The organism is Neomoorella sulfitireducens (genome assembly GCF_024733845.1).
Lineage (GTDB): Bacteria > Bacillota > DSM-521 > Neomoorellales > Neomoorellaceae > Neomoorella > Neomoorella sulfitireducens.
On the sequence record NZ_JANRHG010000012.1, the window covers coordinates 23,062 to 40,242 of the forward strand.

20 protein-coding genes are annotated in these 17,181 nt (G+C 53.4%); 2 read left to right on the forward strand and 18 right to left on the reverse strand.

Features of this window, described 5'->3' with window-relative positions; translation table 11 throughout:
• Positions 1-18: 18 nt before the first annotated feature.
• Positions 19-774 (reverse strand): acyl-[acyl-carrier-protein] thioesterase, encoded by a 756-nt coding sequence (locus NWF31_RS11540; RefSeq protein WP_258360654.1) that lies wholly within the window; start codon positions 772-774, stop codon positions 19-21.
• A gap of 287 nt (positions 775-1,061) precedes the next feature.
• On the opposite strand from NWF31_RS11540, the gene NWF31_RS11545 reads away from it, so the two are divergent.
• Positions 1,062-1,571: a CGGC domain-containing protein gene (locus tag NWF31_RS11545; RefSeq protein ID WP_258360655.1), complete on the forward strand. Its 510-nt coding sequence runs from the start codon at positions 1,062-1,064 to the stop codon at positions 1,569-1,571.
• Here NWF31_RS11545 and NWF31_RS11550 read toward each other — a convergent pair.
• From NWF31_RS11550 to NWF31_RS11620, 15 genes are all read right to left on the reverse strand, one after another.
• Positions 1,558-1,743, reverse strand: coding sequence for a DUF951 domain-containing protein (locus tag NWF31_RS11550; protein ID WP_277998998.1), 186 nt, complete (start codon positions 1,741-1,743; stop codon positions 1,558-1,560). The two genes, NWF31_RS11545 and NWF31_RS11550, sit on opposite strands and share 14 nt — an antisense overlap.
• Positions 1,688-2,626 carry a HEAT repeat domain-containing protein gene (locus tag NWF31_RS11555; protein WP_258360656.1) on the reverse strand — a complete coding sequence of 313 codons (939 nt, stop codon included), beginning with the start codon at positions 2,624-2,626 and terminating at the stop codon, positions 1,688-1,690. Before NWF31_RS11555 ends, NWF31_RS11550 begins: the two co-directional genes overlap by 56 nt.
• Positions 2,627-2,640: 14 nt before the next feature.
• A complete protein-coding gene (yedF, locus tag NWF31_RS11560) occupies positions 2,641-3,222 on the reverse strand; it encodes a sulfurtransferase-like selenium metabolism protein YedF (protein ID WP_258360657.1) in 582 nt (193 codons plus the stop codon).
• Positions 3,223-3,333: 111 nt separating this feature from the next.
• Complete coding sequence (locus NWF31_RS11565) at positions 3,334-4,764, reverse strand: aminopeptidase (protein WP_258360658.1); 1,431 nt, start codon at positions 4,762-4,764, stop codon at positions 3,334-3,336.
• 71 nt (positions 4,765-4,835) lie between these two features.
• Positions 4,836-5,549, reverse strand: a complete 714-nt coding sequence (locus NWF31_RS11570) for a CvpA family protein (protein WP_258360659.1) — start codon at positions 5,547-5,549, stop codon at positions 4,836-4,838.
• 26 nt (positions 5,550-5,575) lie between these two features.
• Positions 5,576-6,385, reverse strand: coding sequence for a 3-methyl-2-oxobutanoate hydroxymethyltransferase (gene panB / locus NWF31_RS11575; protein ID WP_258360660.1), 810 nt, complete (start codon positions 6,383-6,385; stop codon positions 5,576-5,578).
• A gap of 375 nt (positions 6,386-6,760) precedes the next feature.
• On the reverse strand, positions 6,761-7,987 hold the full coding sequence (locus tag NWF31_RS11580; RefSeq protein ID WP_258360661.1) for an NAD(P)-dependent malic enzyme: 1,227 nt from the start codon (positions 7,985-7,987) through the stop codon (positions 6,761-6,763).
• Positions 7,988-8,114: 127 nt separating this feature from the next.
• Complete coding sequence (locus NWF31_RS11585) at positions 8,115-9,014, reverse strand: HpcH/HpaI aldolase/citrate lyase family protein (RefSeq protein WP_258360662.1); 900 nt, start codon at positions 9,012-9,014, stop codon at positions 8,115-8,117.
• Between the two features lie 14 nt (positions 9,015-9,028).
• Positions 9,029-9,925 (reverse strand): succinate--CoA ligase subunit alpha, encoded by an 897-nt coding sequence (locus NWF31_RS11590; RefSeq protein ID WP_258360663.1) that lies wholly within the window; start codon positions 9,923-9,925, stop codon positions 9,029-9,031.
• Positions 9,926-9,945: 20 nt separating this feature from the next.
• Positions 9,946-10,254 carry a hypothetical protein gene (locus NWF31_RS11595; protein WP_258360664.1) on the reverse strand — a complete coding sequence of 103 codons (309 nt, stop codon included), beginning with the start codon at positions 10,252-10,254 and terminating at the stop codon, positions 9,946-9,948.
• Positions 10,251-11,519 carry an ATP-grasp domain-containing protein gene (locus NWF31_RS11600; protein ID WP_258360665.1) on the reverse strand — a complete coding sequence of 423 codons (1,269 nt, stop codon included), beginning with the start codon at positions 11,517-11,519 and terminating at the stop codon, positions 10,251-10,253. Before NWF31_RS11600 ends, NWF31_RS11595 begins: the two co-directional genes overlap by 4 nt.
• A 191-nt stretch (positions 11,520-11,710) precedes the next feature.
• A complete protein-coding gene (locus tag NWF31_RS11605) occupies positions 11,711-12,166 on the reverse strand; it encodes a DUF441 domain-containing protein (RefSeq protein WP_258360666.1) in 456 nt (151 codons plus the stop codon).
• Positions 12,167-12,238: 72 nt separating this feature from the next.
• Complete coding sequence (locus tag NWF31_RS11610; protein WP_258360667.1) at positions 12,239-12,958, reverse strand: 2-phosphosulfolactate phosphatase; 720 nt, start codon at positions 12,956-12,958, stop codon at positions 12,239-12,241.
• Positions 12,959-13,094: 136 nt separating this feature from the next.
• Complete coding sequence (comA, locus tag NWF31_RS11615) at positions 13,095-13,910, reverse strand: phosphosulfolactate synthase (RefSeq protein ID WP_258360668.1); 816 nt, start codon at positions 13,908-13,910, stop codon at positions 13,095-13,097.
• Positions 13,911-14,033: 123 nt separating this feature from the next.
• Positions 14,034-14,309, reverse strand: coding sequence for a YqhV family protein (locus NWF31_RS11620; protein WP_258360669.1), 276 nt, complete (start codon positions 14,307-14,309; stop codon positions 14,034-14,036).
• Between the two features lie 76 nt (positions 14,310-14,385).
• On the opposite strand from NWF31_RS11620, the gene NWF31_RS11625 reads away from it, so the two are divergent.
• The gene (locus NWF31_RS11625; protein ID WP_258360670.1) at positions 14,386-15,606 is read left to right on the forward strand and encodes an MFS transporter; all 1,221 of its coding nucleotides are present in this window, start codon (positions 14,386-14,388) and stop codon (positions 15,604-15,606) included.
• 27 nt (positions 15,607-15,633) lie between these two features.
• On the opposite strand, the gene phoU is transcribed toward NWF31_RS11625, so the two are convergent.
• Complete coding sequence (phoU, locus tag NWF31_RS11630) at positions 15,634-16,305, reverse strand: phosphate signaling complex protein PhoU (protein ID WP_258360671.1); 672 nt, start codon at positions 16,303-16,305, stop codon at positions 15,634-15,636.
• 105 nt (positions 16,306-16,410) lie between these two features.
• A complete protein-coding gene (gene pstB, locus NWF31_RS11635) occupies positions 16,411-17,169 on the reverse strand; it encodes a phosphate ABC transporter ATP-binding protein PstB (RefSeq protein ID WP_258360672.1) in 759 nt (252 codons plus the stop codon).
• Between the last annotated feature and the right edge of the window lie 12 nt (positions 17,170-17,181).

Genomic DNA, 17,181 nt, shown 5'->3' on the forward strand with positions numbered 1-17,181 from the left:
ACACGCCCATATAAAAACCTAGCGGTCCTGCCAGATTGTCCGGGCCAGGGTAAGTTCCAGTTCCTTTTCCGGGCAGGTAAGGCGATGGAGATATTGCCTGATGCCATCCCCGGCCTCTATTTCCTGGCACTGGCTGAGGATATAATCACCGTAATAAGCGTCTTTTTTATAGACAACCTCAATTGTGGCCGGAAAAGCCCGGCGGTGGACCTCCAGGGGCACACCCTCCAGCAGCCAGTGGATATACCTTTTGTTATTGGCATGGCAATTGATGTCTATGTCTGCTGCGCCTACATTAAACGCTACCATATTAGCCGGTCTTTCCGGCCCGGCCAGCTCGCTAAAACCTTCCGGAATGGCTATCTCGGGGTTAAGTCCATAACGTTCTACTATCTCAGGCGGTATGCGCAGGGGCTTTTTGCCGGCAGCATCCAGGAAAATCCACATAGAAGCGGCCCGGCCCAGGAGATTACCGGCCGCATCATAAATATAAAAATTGCGATAGGCAAAACAACGCCGGAAACTTTGCACCCACGTGACGACGGTTATCTTTTCCCGCCAGCGGGGATAGCGGCTTATCTGCAGGTGGTAGCGGTAGACGACCCAGCACCACCCGGCGGCGTTTAGCCTAGCAATGGTGTTACCCACCGTTTCTGAATGCCAGGTGGCCGTTTCTTCCAGGTAACCCATGACGGTGACCGGCGAGGCTTCAAGCATAAAATTTGTTTCATAATAGTGGACTTTATAGGACCTCTGGTATGTACTGGCAGGCAAATTCATCACCGGCATTTAATCGAGCTTACCAGTTTATTCTATCATACTAGGGACCTGTAGGCCAACAAGCGAAGCTTAAGTTTTTGTACAGATACCCTTCAATCAGGAGGTAATATAGCGACCCGGGACATTTTTAATTGTAATTTATTTTTTAAAAATTATTAAGTTGGACTACCGCCACCTTCCGACATTTTTTTGAAGAAAAATATGTTAAACTGCTATCGTTGTGATGAAATTCAAATCAAAATGGATAAAATGTTATTTTATGTAAAAAGGGGTTTATTAAGTTGTTTCGTGTCGGTATTATTCCCTGCAGCAATTACTGGAAAGGGGGCTGCCCCGGCTACCAGTCCCATGTCCTCTGCTTCCTGGCCCTGGAGTTAAAAAAAGGACCTCTCGGCGAACTGCCCGGAGCGAAAATCGTCGCCATGCAGCCCTGTCCGGGCTGTCCGGGTACCGGCCGCCTGGAAATAGCCCGTCGCATGGTTTATCGCGACAAAGTGGAATATATCGTATTTCCTTCCTGCATATTTTTTAACAATTACTGTCCCACCGCCCTGGCCGGGGCAACTGCCATCGAAAAGGAACTGGGATGCCCGGTGCTGTTGGGAAGCTACCTGGAGGCTGAAACAGCCTGCCGCTGCTCTACTGTAATTTTAAAGCCCGATAACATCCCAAGTCTCCCGGAATGCCAGCAGCGCCTCCTCAACCTCAACTATCTGCATTATTTATACAACACACAGCCTGCCTTTACCAGGAAACGCCTGTCCCTTATGACTATGCTCAAGGCATTTTAGCTATTACTTTTTTTATGCTCTTTTCCGCTTTCGGGCGGGGGATGAGGATTAAACGACCGCATCCCAGGCAGCGCAGGCGAAAGTCCATCCCTACCCGCAGGATCTCCCACCGGTCGCTACCGCAGGGGTGTTTTTTTCTGGTCTGGACAATATCGCCAACCCGCACTTCCATCCCCAGGTTCTCCTCCCATTTCGCCTTCATCCCCGGCTGCCGCCAGCTCAGTAATGGCCGCACCGGCAGCGGCCCGGACTTCCCAGATATCATCCTTAAGGCAATCCTCAAGCAAATCCCTTGCTTCCGGGCACTTTAATTTTCCCAGGGCACGGGCAGCGGCGGCCCGTACTTCACCCGCCGCATCGGCCAGGGCCCTTTTTAAACTCTCCACACCCTGGTGGCTTCCTGTTTCCCCCAGGGCGACGGCCGCCTCCCTGCGCACGGCAGCGCTCTCATCCTCAAGGCAACGTTCCAGGGCCGCGACGACCTGTTCATCTTTAAAGGAGCCCAGGATGTTAATTACCCGGATGGTAACTTCTTCAGGTCCCCGCTCCAGGAGATCCAATAATGGCGGGATGCTGTCTTTGCCTAAAGCCACCAGTACCTCTGCCACCCGTGCCGGGGGCCAGCGGCGGGGTTCCGTCAGGGCCGTCAGCAAGGGTTCCAGGCAACGCCGGTCGCGCAAGCGGATGAGGCCTGCCGTTGCCGCCATTTGGACACCTTCGTCCCGGTCGCCCATGGCCGCCAGGAGGGGGGCCAGGGCACGTTTAACCTCCATCTCGCCCAGGACAGTAGCCGCTGTAACTTTCTCGCCGGTTTTTCCCTGCTTCAGGGTACGCAGCCAGGCCTCGATAAAGCCCTCTTGTTCACATATGGCTACCAGCTCCGCGCGGGTAGTTTTCTCCATATGCGACCAGAGGCGGTTAAGAAGCACCGCCAGGTCCTGGGCATCCCGGAGGCATAACTCCCGCCGCAGTTCTTTATTTATTTTACCCCGGCAGTTGGCCAGGGCTGCTGCCAGGTGTTTCTCGTCCCGGTATCGCCGGCGCTGCCAGAACAAGGGTTCACCACCCCTTAAAGGGTAATTACCTTTTCCGCGGCCGCGAGGTATTCAATGATGGTGTACATATTGGTAACGCTGCCAACACATAATTTTTCCTTAAGATGATAGTAATCCAGGCAGGTACCGCAGGCCAGGATTTCCAACCCTTTCTGTTCCAGGGCTAACAGGCTGTCTAGCACCGGGGAGCCCTGGCAGCAGAGCTGGACGCCGCTATTGATGAAGATTACCCGCCGGGGTAGTACTTCCGTTTCACTCAAGCTGTAAAAAAAGCTGCGCATGAGGATGCTGCCCAGTTCCTCAGAGCCTCTACCCAGGCAGGCCGAAGTTACCAGCAAAACCTGGCCGGGGTTAACACTTAGTTGTGCATCTGGCATGCTTTCCTTGCGAATACGAATATAGTATTCATTTCCCTGCTCGCTGACACTGGTCGCGCATTCCAGGCTGCGGGCCAGTTTTAAAACATTGTCCCGGGCCACCTCATTGTCGACAATGGCGATCACTTCCCCGTACTCTCCCAAACTTTCCAGGGCTTTTTTAGTCTGGATTACCGGTTGCGGACAGGCCAGCCCGCGGGCATCTACTATTTTTTCCATTACCCATGCCTCCTTTTAAAAGAAAAGCACCTGGCGCCCATCCGCTCTCAAGGTACCAGGGCTTTATATATATCTTCTTCAACGGGTACTATTTTTCCTCCTTGAACATTCTTAACTTGCCAGAAAAGCCCTGTAGGCCCGGTAGGCCATATAAATATCTACTTTGCTGGCGATCTCAATAGGGGCATGCATGGAAAGAAGGGCCGGGCCACAGTCGGCTACATCCAGGCCAAAGTAGGCCAGGAATTTGGCTATGGTCCCGCCGCCGCCGGCGTCTACTTTGCCCAATTCACCGCTCTGCCAGATGATCTGGTTCTGGTTGAAAATATCCCGCAACCGGCCCATGAACTCGGCACTGGCGTCATTGGCGTCGTATTTGCCGCGGGAGCCGGAGTATTTATTTAAAACGACCCCGTATCCCAGGCGGGAAGCATTATACATATCAAAGACGCTTTCATAGGTGGGATCGACGCCAGCGGTCACGTCCGCGGAAAGGGCCTGGGAATTGGCCATAATCCGGCCCAGGTGGACAATACCGGTATCGCCCACCCGGGCAGCCAGTTCGCTCAATGCATATTCCAGAAAGCGGGAATGAGCGCCAGTATTGCCTGTACTGCCGATTTCTTCTTTATCTACCAGGAGTACCAGGGCTGTATGCCGGGGAAGCTCCAGGTCGAGGATGGCCTGCAGGGCTGCGTAGCCGCAGACCCGGTCGTCCTGACCATACCCTCCTACCAATGAACGGTCAAAACCCAGGTCCCGGGCCGGGCCGGCCGGTACCAGTTCCAGTTCTGCCGTAATCAGGTCTTCCTCAACAAGGCCGTATCTTTCGTTTAACATCTGAAGGACGGCCAGGCGTATTTTATCTTTAACGTCATCTTCACCGGGGTAGGGTATGCTGCCTACCACCAGGTTTAAATCATCACCGCTCAAAGCTTCTTCCATGTTCTTTTTCATCTGTTCTTTGGCCAGGTGGGGTAACAAGTCGCTAATGGTAAAAACGGGATCGTCGCTGTTCTCCCCGATTATCACTTCAACCCGGCGCCCGTCCCTTAACATAATCACCCCGTGCAGGGCCAGGGGCAGGGAGGTCCACTGGTATTTCTTGATGCCGCCGTAATAATGGGTTTTGAACATGGCCAGGCCGTCTTTTTCATAGAGAGGCATGGGTTTCAGGTCCAGGCGCGGCGCATCAACATGGGCGCCCACCAGCCTCACGCCTTCAACCAGCTCGGCCGTACCCATTATGCCCATGAGCAATACTTTACCCCGCCATTCCAGGTAAAAGCGGCTACCGGGATTTAATCCCCCGCCGGGCGGCAATTCGGCCAGGGAAACAAAACCCCGTCCCCGGGCAGCTTCCAGGCCAGCCCAGACTGCTTCCCGCTCGGTCTTCGCCCGGCTTAAAAAGGTTTTATATCCCTCGGCAAAGGCAAATACCTTTTCCCGCTCGCCCTCATCTAAACGCTCCCAGGCACTCTTCTGGGGTAAGGCCAGTTCCCTTTGCAGTTTTTTGCCCCTGCTTTCTTCTTTTTCTCCCATCAAGTATTTCCTCCTTTTTTATATCAACCTGAAAAAATCCCTGACCAGATCCCCTTTCCCCTGTCATACCCCTAGATTAGGATATGCAGCAATCCGGCCAGGCAATCAAAAGAATCACCCAGCCACCCGGCTACACCGGAGCTATAGAACTGCCGGGCCAGGGGGACAAAACCCGGGGCTGCCGTCATGGCCGGCATGGTCAAAAGGGAGCGCAATATTCCTACCAGCACGGACAGCCAGAAACCCTGCCCCAACAGGCCCAGGGCCAGGCCCAGAAACCGGTTAAGGGGCCCGGCAGGAGCTATGTTTATCCCCGCGGTACCCCAGCGAGCCAGGCGGCGTAAGAGAAATAAACTGCCGTAAAAAAGGACCACCAGGGTCAAAAATACCAGGATCAGGAATACCAGCTGCCCGGCCAGGGCCTGGCCTACCGTACCCCCGGAGGCCCTGTCCAGGCCTGCCAGAAAGCTGTTTTTAATCATCCCCGGCAAAGGCGTGGTGTTGAAAAATACTTCTACCTGTCCGGCGGCCACCTTATCCAGGGGCTGGTTAAGAAGGGCCCGGGGTAATGGTAAAACGGGTGCGAGCCAGTTTCCCCAGGTAGCGGTTATGTGCCAGGCCTGGTCGGCAGCTTCGGCCAAAGGCCGGGCATAAAGGGCCGCTACCAGCCCCGCCACCAGGTAGCTGAGCCAGCCGGCGATCAGGTTAACAAAACCCTGGCGGTAGCCGCGCCAGGCACCAACTGCCAGGAGCAGAAGTAAAAGCAGATCCAGGTAATTGAGCAACTGGCAGTATCCCTCCAAGCATTCTTCTAGCGGAAACTGTGTTCTTCATCCGGGAATTTTCCCTGGCGAACTTCCTCCCGGTAATCGGTAAGGGCTTTAATAATAGCCTCATTTAAGTTTACATAACGTTTAACAAATTTAGGCTTAAAGCGATCAAAGAGTCCCAGGAGATCATGGTAAACCAGTACCTGGCCATCGCAATGGGGCCCGGCTCCGATGCCAATGGTTGGTACCGGTAATTCCCCCGTTACCCGCCGGGCCAGCTCGGCCGGAACACATTCGAGGACGAGGGAAAAGGCGCCTGCCTCAACCAGGGCAGCAGCGTCGGCAGCAATTTTATCGGCCGCCTCTTGTTCCCGTCCCTGGACACGATAGCCACCAAGCTGGACTACCGACTGTGGCGTTATCCCCAGATGGCCCATAACCGGTATGCCGGCGTCAACTATAGCCCGGACAACAGGTGCCATGGCCCGGCCGCCTTCCAGCTTGACGGCATCGGCCCCTCCCTCTTTCACCAGGCGGCCGGCATTATAGACGGCGTCCCTTATCCCGGCCTGGTAAGAGAGGAAAGGCATGTCCGCTACCACAAGGGCCGCAGGGGTGGCCCGCATGACGGCACGGGTATGATGGACCATCTCATCCATGGTTACCGGAACCGTGCTCTGGTAGCCCAGGACGACCATTCCCAGGGAATCGCCTACCAGAAGCATGTCCATACCGGCCCGGTCGGCCAGCAAAGCTGAAGGGTAATCATAGGCGGTAACCATGGTAATCTTCTCGCCCCGCTCTTTCATGGCCTGGAGCTGGGGCAGGGTAACCTTGGAGCGTGAGGCCATTATGCTTCCTCCTTATCCCATACTTTGCCCCTTAAAGAAGCGACCGGAAATATTGACCAATTATATGTTTTATTATAACAGAAAATCCCCCTGAGGGGGATCAACTGCCGGTTTTATTTCCAGGGGAATTTCCGGCGGTGATGTCGCAGGATGGGGTACGCTGTTGGGCTGGGGTGCTTCCTGCGGGAAATCAGGTGTTTCGATACGATTGTGCAGTTTTAATCCACCTGCCTTTTTAATTTATTGTACCCTGGGAGCCAGGAACCAATACGCAACCATAAAAGCCGCCCGGAGAAACTCCGGGCGGCGTATCATCTTCCCCGGGGAGGGACTTAAAATTCCCGGCCCGGGGGCCTGAACTTTCGTTTCTGGTTATTACTTCGCCTGGCCGATCAATTCTTCCGTATGTTTCTTTATCCATTCGGGGTCCTTGGGCTCGCGGGCTACGCCGCTCTCGATAGCGGCCCTGGCAACAGCCGCTGCTACTGCCGGTGCTACCCTGAGATCGAAGGCCTGGGGCAGGACAAAATCGGCAGACAGGCGGTCGCCCACCAGTTCGGCTATCGCATTGGCGGCAGCTATCTTCATGGGTTCGTTAATATCGGAAGCTTTTACGTCAAGGGCGCCGCGGAAGATGCCCGGGAAACCTAAGACGTTATTGACCTGGTTGGGGAAGTCGCTCCGTCCTGTTCCGACCACCGCCGCACCGGCTTCCCGGGCTTTATCAGGCAGGATCTCCGGTACGGGGTTGGCCATGGCAAAGATAATGGCATCTTTACCCATGGAACGGACCATATCCTGGTTGACGGCGTCTTTGACCGATACACCGATGAAGCAGTTGGCGCCTACCATGGCATCGGCCAGGGTACCGCTGCGATCTTCTTTATTCGTAACCTTGAGCATTTCTTGTTTTTCTGCATTGAGGTCCTGGCGTTTTGAAGAGATAATACCCCTGGAATCACAGAGGATAACGTCTTTAACACCCACACTGAGAAGTAGCTTGGCAGAGGCAATGCCGGCCGCCCCGGCGCCATTAATCACTACCTTGAGATCGCCCAGCTCCCGGTTGGTGATCTTGCAGGCATTGATTATCCCCGCCAGCACGACTACAGCAGTACCATGCTGGTCATCGTGGAAAATGGGGATATCGGTAGTTTCCTTGAGGCGACGCTCGATTTCAAAACAGCGGGGTGCGGCGATATCTTCCAGGTTGACGCCGCCGAAGGTAGGAGTCAGTAGCTGGACCGTCCTGACAATTTCATCGACATCCTGGGAATCAATACAGATAGGAAAAGCGTCAACACCGGCAAAGGTTTTAAAAAGTAGGCTTTTTCCTTCCATGACGGGCATGGCCGCCCGGGCGCCGATGTTGCCGAGGCCAAGGACCGCCGACCCGTCGGATACCACGGCTACCAGGTTCCAGCGCCGGGTATATACGTCAACGAGTTTGGGGTCCTTGTGTATTTCTTTACAGGGCTCCGCGACACCGGGTGTATAGGCCAGGGAAAGATCCACCCCATCCCGGGCCGGAGCGCGCCCCCGTACTTCGATTTTCCCCTGCCATTCCTTATGTAGCTGCAAGGCCCTTTCCTGTGTATTCAACCCTTTCGTCCTCCTTTTTTCTGCTGATGTATTACTTTCGGATGACCGGGTTCCCCGGCAATTATACGGAGTTATAAAAGGGGCCGGCAGCTTTCCTGTCGACCGCCGGCCCCAGCCACCTCAAGCTTTAAGCTTCCTTTTTCCTGGCAGCATCTTTGGCCTGGATCTCTTCGTAGGCGCTCAGGATATCTTTGGCGTTAAGGTATACCGGCGTGTCAACCATCTTGCCCTGGTAGGATATAGCAGCTTTGCCCTGGGCAATGGCTTCTTCCTCAAAGGCTTTCACTACACCGCGGGCCCATTCAACGTCGGCAGGATCCGGGGAGTAGAGGCGGTTGGCAGGCTCAACCTGGCTGGGATGGATCAGCATCCGGCCTTCATAACCCATCTGGCGGCCCTGGAGCACGCTCTTCTCGAACGCTTCCATATCCTGGAATGCAACGAATGGGCAATCGATGGCTACCACGCCGGCTGCCCTGGCGGCAACTGCCATATGGGCGCGGGCATATTCCTGCTCTTTGCCTTCCGAGGTCAGTTTGACCCGCATATCCTTGCAGTAGTCCACGGCACCGAAGATGGCACTGACCACCCGCGGGCTGGCAATGCAGGATTGATAGGCGTTGATAATGCCCTTCGCGGTTTCCAGGAGCAGGGATACCTTGATACTCCCTACGGGCAGGCCGCGACGACGTTCAAGCTCTTCCAGTTTCCAGTCCAGGCGTTTAACGTGGTCCGGATGACCGCACTTGGCCAGGGTAACCCCGTGGAGCCCCTCATAAACAACGGCCTCTAAATCGTCGTTGGTCATCTCGGTTTCCCAGTTGTTAATGCGCACGTATACCTCCGAACCGTTGGCCCCGACAGCCTTCAGGTTCTCACGGATAATTTTCCTTGCATTTTCTTTCTCCGCCGGAGGAACAGAATCTTCCAAATCGAGGGTTATAATGTCGGCGGGAAAAGTAGGCGCCTTGGCAATCATCTTGGGGTTGTTGCCTGGAACGTAAAGGACAGAGCGCATTACAGGCATGGCTTTCAACCTCCCTAATGCTTGAGTACGTTTTTGAGAATACGCGGGATATCATTGGGGCTCATGGCCACGTAGCCGCCGGCTTTCTGGATGGCTTCCATCTTGCTCTTGGCCGAACCGCGACCCCTTTCCACAATGCTGGAAGCGTGGGAGAAGCGCTGGCCTTCCGGTGCCCAGGCCCCTGCTACGTAAATGACAAAGGGTTTGGTGAATTTCCCGGAGGCAATTACTTCCGCACATTCTTCTTCCTGGGAACCGCCGATTTCGGAGAATACCGCTACTGCTTCTGTCTGGGGGTCTTCTTCAAATAGCGGTAGCAGGTCGGCGAAGGAGGTCCCCAGGACGGGTTCTGTGCCGGTATGGACGACGGTGCTGACACCGTAACCGTTTTCCTTGAGAATCCAGGGAATAGTACCCGACTGGCCGCCGCTGCGGGAGAAAACACCTATGGGTCCCGGCCTGAAGAAGGAGTTAGCCCATTCGACATTGCCACCCAGCCAGCCGACAACTGCTTCGCCGGGTGTAATAATGCCGATGGATCCCGGGCCGATAAGCCTGGTCCCCTTCAGCTTGCAGTATTCTACCATTTCCATGATGTCGTGGATAGGAACCGACTCCACGCAGGGTACGATATTCTTCACCCCGGCGTCGGCAGCCTCTTTAACTGCCGCCTTTAAGGCCCGCCCAGGTACGAAGATAACGCTGAAGTCAATTTCCCCGTGTTCGGCTACGGCCTGCTTGACGGTATGGTAAACGGGGATGCCCGCTACCTCTTCGCCACCTTTACCGGGGCTCGTCCCGGCTACAACCTTGGTCCCGTAATCCTTCATATACTTGGCCCGCAGGGAACCTTCCCTGCCGGTAATACCCTGAATAATAACCTTGGTGTTTCTATTGATTAAAATCCCCATGCTAATCCCTCTTTATCCTTTTACTGGTTGGCATTATCTTCCAGTAGACCCCGCTTGCGCAGGTATTCGTCCAATCCTTCAATGGGGACATCAATTTTTATGGCGCTCTTGCCGCGGAACCAGCATTCATACTCACAGGCAAGGCATTCAGTCCCCCGGCGTATGACTTCATCTTCAGTCAAATGTTCTAACGAAGGTTTACCGTCCTTAAGCTGTAATATTCCCCGGGCAAACTTCTTGCACGCGTCGATACAGGCTTTCGTTTCACACTCACTGCATTTGCTGGTATCTATGGTAACTTTAATTGTTCTTTCCCGGAATTCAATCACTGGTCTCCACCCTGCTTTCGCTTCTCGGCTTGATATTCTTGCACAAGGGCCAGTAACCTTTGCCCGATAAAATCGGTATCGGTGACATGCTCCCGGCCGTAAATCTCCACCCTGGTAGCGCCCTCGACATTGCTTAATCCTTCGCGTAAAATGGCGAGGGATTCTTCTTCCTTGTTGCCGCAGAGCAGTAATACACAAGGCAGGCCGGGTTTCTTAGGCAGGATCTCCCGCAGGGCCTTCACGACGGCATGGGCATGATGCCACTGTTCCTGGTTAGCCATCATAAAACCGCCCAGCAGGTAGCCATCAATGTTGGGCTGGGAGAGCACTACTTTGGCCACCCGGTACACCTTGGAAGCAACCGGGTTGCCGCTGGTATCGGCGTAATTTGCCGGTTTCAGGTTGACCTTGTTCAGGGCATCCATACCCATCATGGCCGACCCGCCGCCGATGGGATGGTAGCCGATATAACCCGGGCTTTTCTCGTCAAAACCCATGCTCATGACGAAACCGGAACCGCGGGTGTCGGTCTTTTCAATGCCCCAGCCAATACGGTCAAGCTCCGTGGGCTCGTGGGGGAAATCCCTGGCAATTTCGATGCCCATTTCCGGGTGACGGTAAACGCTGCTATTGTCGATTTCCATCTTGCAGTCGGCCGCCACCAGATCTCCGCCGGCGGTTAGGACCAGGGGATTGATTTCCAGGGTAAAGCAGTCGTATTTTTTATAAGCGTTCCACAGCTTGACCAGGATATTGGCGAAGGTCATCAGCTGGTCGTTGGGGATACCTGCCTTCACCAGCATGTCAACGGCATCATAGACTTCGAGGCCGTTTAACGGGGAAATTAAGAGCCTGAAAATCTTCTCTTCCGGAACGCTTTCAATGTCCATGCCGCCCTCGGTGCTGAACATCATCATGGGGCAGCGGGCATTGCGGGCAGAATTAACGATAATGGTAACGTAATATTCACCGGCTATATTTAACTTTTCTTCTACCAGCACTTTCCGTACCGGATAACCTTTAATTATCGTACCAAGGATTGATGCTGCTGCCGCCCGGGCTTCTGCCGGGGTGTCCACTAGTTTTACCGCTCCTGACTTCCCCCTGCCGCCAGCCTGCACCTGGGCCTTTACTGCGACGGGCTTACCCAGCTCTGCCGCAATCTGTTCAGCTTCTTCAGGCGAGGAGGCAGCCCTGCCAACGGGTACCGGGATTCCCGCCTTGCGTAACCATTCTTTGCCTTGATACTCTAACAGCTTGGCCATACTTTCGTCCCTTCCACAAAATTTTATTTGGTTGGAAAGACGACATGTAAATTTCTCTTTGAGGCAATCCCCCCTGTCCATAATTGGCTGGCAAAAATGTCAAAAGACTACCCTCTAGGGGTATGCGCTGCATAGACTATATTTATTATATACTTGATGAAATTAAAAAATCCTGCTGGTTTAAAAAAAAATTAACGCAGCCAGGCCAGCAGGTTTACCAGCAAGGCGGCAATACCACCGGCCATCAGGGGACCGACCGGGATGCCGCCAAAAAAAGCTACACCTATAATAGAACCAATTACCATGCCAATCATCATCTGGGGGAAACGCTGCAACAATTCCAGGCCCTGGCAGTTCATATGAGTGGCAATAATGCCGCTGGCAATGGCTATTATACCTGGCAGGGAAATAAAGGAAGAGAGCATATCCCGCGCCGAAACCCTGCCGGAAGCAAAGGGTACCAGGACGGAAACCACTAGAAAAATTAGGCCGGCCTCCAAAGCACGGCGCTCTAGAAAAGGATAAACTTTCTGCAGGTTAGTAAACTGGAGGAGTAAAAGAATGGCGGCAGCAGCTGCGATGACGTTAGAGCGACCCAGGATGCCAAGTAACATAATGAGTAACAGGATCGCCGTTGTTGCGTTCATTGAATACGCCCCTTGCACTATCCTGTACCATATATATGCCCTGGCAGCCCGGACAAGAACGCCCGGCCAACGTCATGCAGCCTTTTTAATAATACCGCCCCCGTAAACCGGAACAACATCAATAGCGCCTACCCGGGAGCAGAATTCAACATCTGCTTCCAGACCCAGGTCCATCAGGAGCCGTCCGTGAAAGCTACCTTTCATAGCCGCCAATAGGTTGTCCCGGTGCAGGTAATAGTAATCCCTTGCCGCCAGGGCACCGTCGCGCAAGATAAATTGCCCCTGGCCGGCCAGCCGGTCAACCAGGAATCCGGCGGCCAAAAAATCTTCCAGGGAAAATCGATCCCTGGTGCCGGCGCAAATAATGGTTATATCCCCTTCTGCGGCAGCCGCCTGCCCGGCTACGGCCGGGGCGTTGACCAGGGCACCCAGGAACACCTGGCGGCCGCCTGCGGCCCGGCGGATGGCCCGGGTCCCGTTGGTAGTAGTCATAATCAGCCTTTTACCGCCGACAACTTCAGGCGTATATTCCATTGGTGAATTGCCAAGGTCAAAACCAGGTATCTTTAAAGCATTGCGCTCCCCGCCGAGAAGTACCCGCTCATCCCCAAGGCGCTCACGCATCTCTATAGCTTCCTCGGGGGTGAGGACCGGAATAACCTCCAGGCAACCGGAAGCCAGGGCTACGGCAATGGTAGTCGTTGCCCGCAGCACGTCGATAACAATAATTGTTTTGTTGTTGATAACCTCATCCGGTATACCGTTTAAACCTGTAAATACATCGATTTCCAAGCTCCTTTTGCACCTCCAACGTCTTTCCGGTTCAATTATTCGCTAAAGACGGGGTAAATTCCTGCCGGCCAGGAAGTTATAGGGAATTATAAAAGGAGGGAGAGCCAGTTCCCCGCCTCCCCCTCACCATAATTTCTTACCCAACCCCGGCCGCTTGCATGGCAGTCTTCAGGGTGTCGCCCCGCAGTCCCACCCGCAGGGCTTCCAGGGCCAGGACATCCCAGGGCTGGATATTACCAAGGTTAACATTGGGCCCCAGGCGCATTATTAAAGCCAGCTGTTGCTGCTTCTGGGGCGCTTCCCAGATAATCCGGGCCGGATTCTTAATGCCTGCCAGTAGCCTTTCCAGCAAATCTTCTTTAACAGAACCGTGGCTGTCATAAAGGACAACGCCATTGCCTGACTCGCGGCCTTCGACAATGACATAATCTGCCCCCGCCTCCTGGTCGCCGGCAATCTGGTTTAAGAGATGGGCTTCGCTCAAAGCCTCCCGTGGATCCTTCTTGCCCACTTCGGTGATAACGCCAAAGCCCGCCGATCTGGCCTGGCGCACGGCTACCATCCGCACGGACCGGCCCATATCTATAGTCCCATCGGAAATCTCAATAAAAGTATACCCCAGTTCCCTGGCAGTCTGCAGGTAAAGTCCCAGCCTGCCTTGGAGTACGGCAACTTCAAAGAAAGTACCGCCGGGGAAAATGTCAACGCTGTATGAGCGTGCCAGGCGAATTTTTTCCCGCAAAATATCTGCCGGGTAAAAGACTGAAGTGCCGAAACCGAGTTTAATAAAATCAATATAGGGTGCTGCCACCTCCAGCAAATCCTTAAACTCTGTCAATCCCAGGCCCTTGTCAATGACCATGGTCATCCCTGCTTGCCTGGGTTTTTGCTGGCGCCCGCCGATGGGAAATTCAATGACACCTTGCCAGGTAGTATTTCCTTTTGGCAGCATCGCTCTACCCCTCCCTGCATATTGTTTTGCTTGCTTGTTTATCTTTATGTTCCGGACAGAAAGGGGGTAACTCCTTTAACAGCGGTACTTTTTCACAGGTCAGATGACTGTCGCCCCACCTTTTTAACGCCTGACCCCGTAAAAAATAAGGCCTGCTCCAATAATTATAACCAGCATTTTGCCCGGGGAGATCTTACCCGCCAATCCCCAGAGGCCCAGGGCCATTACCGTCATCATAACCGACGGGCCGATTAAAGCCAGGACCGCATTTATTTTTAAAGCCGCTTCCACCCGGTTTAATTTTAACATCAGGATGGCTGCCGTTAACTCTATCATGCTGGAAAGGAGGCGCATAGCCGCCATTGCCAGCACATGTTTGTCCGGCATATAGAAAAACATGGCATCTCCTCCCATTATTTTTTATGCGCCGGCGTGACAAAATAGAAGCAGCGCCTTTTTCGGGAGGTTTTCAGGGTTGAAGCCATCTATGAAATTGCCCTTTGCTATTCTTTGTACCGTTCCCTTTATTATGGTTCTAGGTAACTCAATGCTGGTCCCCCTTTTACCGGTCATGCGCACCACTCTGAATGTCAGCCTGCTCCAGGTCAGCCTGTTTATTACCGCTTTTTCCTTGCCGGCCGGCCTGGTCATTCCCTTTGCCGGCTTCCTGTCCGATGCTTACGGCCGCAAACCCATCATGGCGCCCGCCCTGATAATATACGGCCTGGGAGGCCTTTTCGCCGGGCTTTCTGCATGGTTGGCAGCCTCCCCTTACTACCTGATCCTGGGCAGCCGTATTCTCCAGGGTATCGGGGCCGGAGGTACTTACCAGCTGGCCATGGCCCTTACCGGCGACATTTTTCAGAGTAAAGAGCGCACCAAGACCCTGGGATTGCTGGAGGCTTCCAACGGCCTGGGAAAAGTGGTCAGTCCTATTGCCGGCTCCCTTGCCGGCCTCATCGCCTGGTTTGCCCCCTTTTTTATTTATGGCTTTCTGGCAATTCCTGCCGGCCTGGCCGTCTGGTTCTTCATTAAAGAACCCCCGGAACAGGCTAATCATAAGCCGGCTTTCGGCAAATATTTCCATGACCTGTTTCAAGTTTTCCAAACTAAAGGTCTATCCCTCCTGGCCTGCATACTGGCCGGGATGGTTGTTCTATTCATCCTCTTCGGGGTTTTAAGTTACGTCTCCGACATACTGGAAGCAGGTTATGGCGTCCGTGGACTTGGTACCGGCCTGTTAATAGCCATTCCCGTGGCCGCCATGGCCATAACTTCTTATCTTTCCGGCAGTTACCTGCAGCAAAAGGCCGGTAACTACCTGAAGATGGCCGTCGTTGCCGGCCTGGTCCTGGAGAGCGCCTCCCTGGTAATAATGAGCTTCTTCGATAATATCTATATCTTTTTCCTAGCCATAGTAGTCATGGGCATCGGTACAGGTATTGTATTACCTTCGGTCAATACCCTGATAACCAGCGTGAGTAGTAAAGAAAGGGGTGGCATTACCTGCCTTTATGGTTCCATGCGCTTTTTTGGCGTAGCCCTTGGGCCCCCGGCCTTTGGCCTGGCCATGACCCTGGGCCGGCAGCCCCTTTTCCTGGGCGCCGCTGCCCTGGTAGGGCTGGTGACCTTTTTAACGGCGACTTTTATCCAGGCGGAAAAAATGTTGCCCCCGGAACTTTTACCAGGCCATTAAAAAGACCCGGGTTCAATTCCCCGGGTCTTAATCGTTTAACTCTTTACGTTCGCCGGTGGCCAGGTAAATGGCTTCCTCGGCAATATTGGTAGCATGGTCGGCTATCCGCTCCAGGTAACGGCTGACAAAAAGCAGGTAGGTGGCCTGGGTGATGGTTTTAGGATCTTCCATCATGAAGACCAGCAATTCCCGGAAAACCTGGTTGTGGAGCATATCGATCTGGTCGTCGGCCCTGGCTACCGTATAGGCCAATTCTATATCTTCCCTGACATAAGCATCCAGGGACTGCTTGACCATCACCTGGGCTAATTCCGCCATACGGGGAATATCAATTAAAGGCTTGATCAAAGGCTGGCCGGTTTCCAGGATACGCTGGGCTATACGGGCAATATCAACAGAATAATCGGCCATACGCTCTAAATCGGTAATAATTTTAAACCCGGCGGCAATTTTGCGCAAATCCTTGGCCATAGGCTGCTGGGTGGCAATAAGCTTTAAACACTGGTCTTCAATCTGTAATTCCATCTCATCGATAACGACATCGCCTTCAACTACTTCGGCGGCCATGCGGGCATCCTGCCTGACCAGGCACTCCACTGACTTGGCAATAACTTGCTCGACGATACTCCCCATACGCAGGATGTTCTGTTGCAAATCTTCCAGGGACTGTTGAAAACCCTGCCTGGTTGTGGAAGCCATTGCTTGCCCTCCTGTACTTCTATTACCATCCATTATATTCACTTCACCTCCCCCGTACGACTTTTATCAAGTTAAAAAGATATAGGTTGTAAGTTAAAGGGTATTCTAACCGAAACGACCGGTGATATAATCCTCCGTACGCTGGTCACGAGGCCTGGTAAAAATAATTTCCGTATTGTCGTATTCCACCATCTCTCCGTTGAGGAAGAAGACTGTATAGTCAGAGATACGTGCCGCCTGTTGCATATTATGGGTCACAATAATAATGGTATATTTTTCTTTAAGAACCCGGATAAGTTCTTCGATCTTTAGCGTGGAAACAGGATCCAGGGCCGAGGAAGGTTCATCCATGAGAACAACTTCCGGCTCAACGGCCAAAAGCCTGGCAATGCACAGGCGCTGCTGCTGTCCGCCTGATAATCCTAAAGCTGGCTGCCGCAGGCGGTCGGCCACTTCTTCCCAGAGGGCTGCTGCTTTGAGACTCCGCTCGACAATCTCATCGAGTTTCTCCCTGCTCTTAATGCCGTGAATACGGGGACCGTAGGCCACATTATCATAAATAGACATGGGAAAAGGATTGGGACGCTGGAAAACCATGCCTACCCGTTTGCGTAAATTGATAACATCAACGTCCGGAGCGTAAATATTCTCCCCATCCAGAAGGATTTCCCCGGAAAGCCGCGCTCCTTCAATGAGGTCGTTTAAACGGTTTAATGTGCGCAAAAAAGTAGACTTGCCGCAACCCGAAGGTCCAATGAGGGCTGTAACGGAATTGGATTTAATTTCCATGCTAATATCCTTTAGAGCCCATTTGGACCCATAGTAAAAATTCAAATTGGTAACCTTAATTTTTGTTTGTACCATATAAATGTTAAC

What these genes read in the sequence shown, in the direction of transcription:
- phoU (WP_258360671.1), bottom strand. Translation starts at nt 16,305, where the DNA reads ATGGCTTCCACAACCAGGCAGGGTTTTCAACAGTCCCTGGAAGATTTG.
- comA (WP_258360668.1), bottom strand. Translation starts at nt 13,910, where the DNA reads ATGCTGCCAAAAGGAAATACTACCTGGCAAGGTGTCATTGAATTTCCC.
- yedF (WP_258360657.1), bottom strand. Translation starts at nt 3,222, where the DNA reads ATGGAAAAAATAGTAGATGCCCGCGGGCTGGCCTGTCCGCAACCGGTA.
- NWF31_RS11550 (WP_277998998.1), bottom strand. Translation starts at nt 1,743, where the DNA reads ATGGAAGTGCGGGTTGGCGATATTGTCCAGACCAGAAAAAAACACCCC.
- NWF31_RS11600 (WP_258360665.1), bottom strand. Translation starts at nt 11,519, where the DNA reads ATGGCCAAGCTGTTAGAGTATCAAGGCAAAGAATGGTTACGCAAGGCG.
- NWF31_RS11620 (WP_258360669.1), bottom strand. Translation starts at nt 14,309, where the DNA reads ATGTTTTTCTATATGCCGGACAAACATGTGCTGGCAATGGCGGCTATG.
- NWF31_RS11590 (WP_258360663.1), bottom strand. Translation starts at nt 9,925, where the DNA reads ATGGGGATTTTAATCAATAGAAACACCAAGGTTATTATTCAGGGTATT.
- NWF31_RS11605 (WP_258360666.1), bottom strand. Translation starts at nt 12,166, where the DNA reads ATGAACGCAACAACGGCGATCCTGTTACTCATTATGTTACTTGGCATC.
- NWF31_RS11565 (WP_258360658.1), bottom strand. Translation starts at nt 4,764, where the DNA reads ATGGGAGAAAAAGAAGAAAGCAGGGGCAAAAAACTGCAAAGGGAACTG.
- panB (WP_258360660.1), bottom strand. Translation starts at nt 6,385, where the DNA reads ATGGCCTCACGCTCCAAGGTTACCCTGCCCCAGCTCCAGGCCATGAAA.
- pstB (WP_258360672.1), bottom strand. Translation starts at nt 17,169, where the DNA reads ATGGTACAAACAAAAATTAAGGTTACCAATTTGAATTTTTACTATGGG.
- NWF31_RS11585 (WP_258360662.1), bottom strand. Translation starts at nt 9,014, where the DNA reads ATGCCTGTAATGCGCTCTGTCCTTTACGTTCCAGGCAACAACCCCAAG.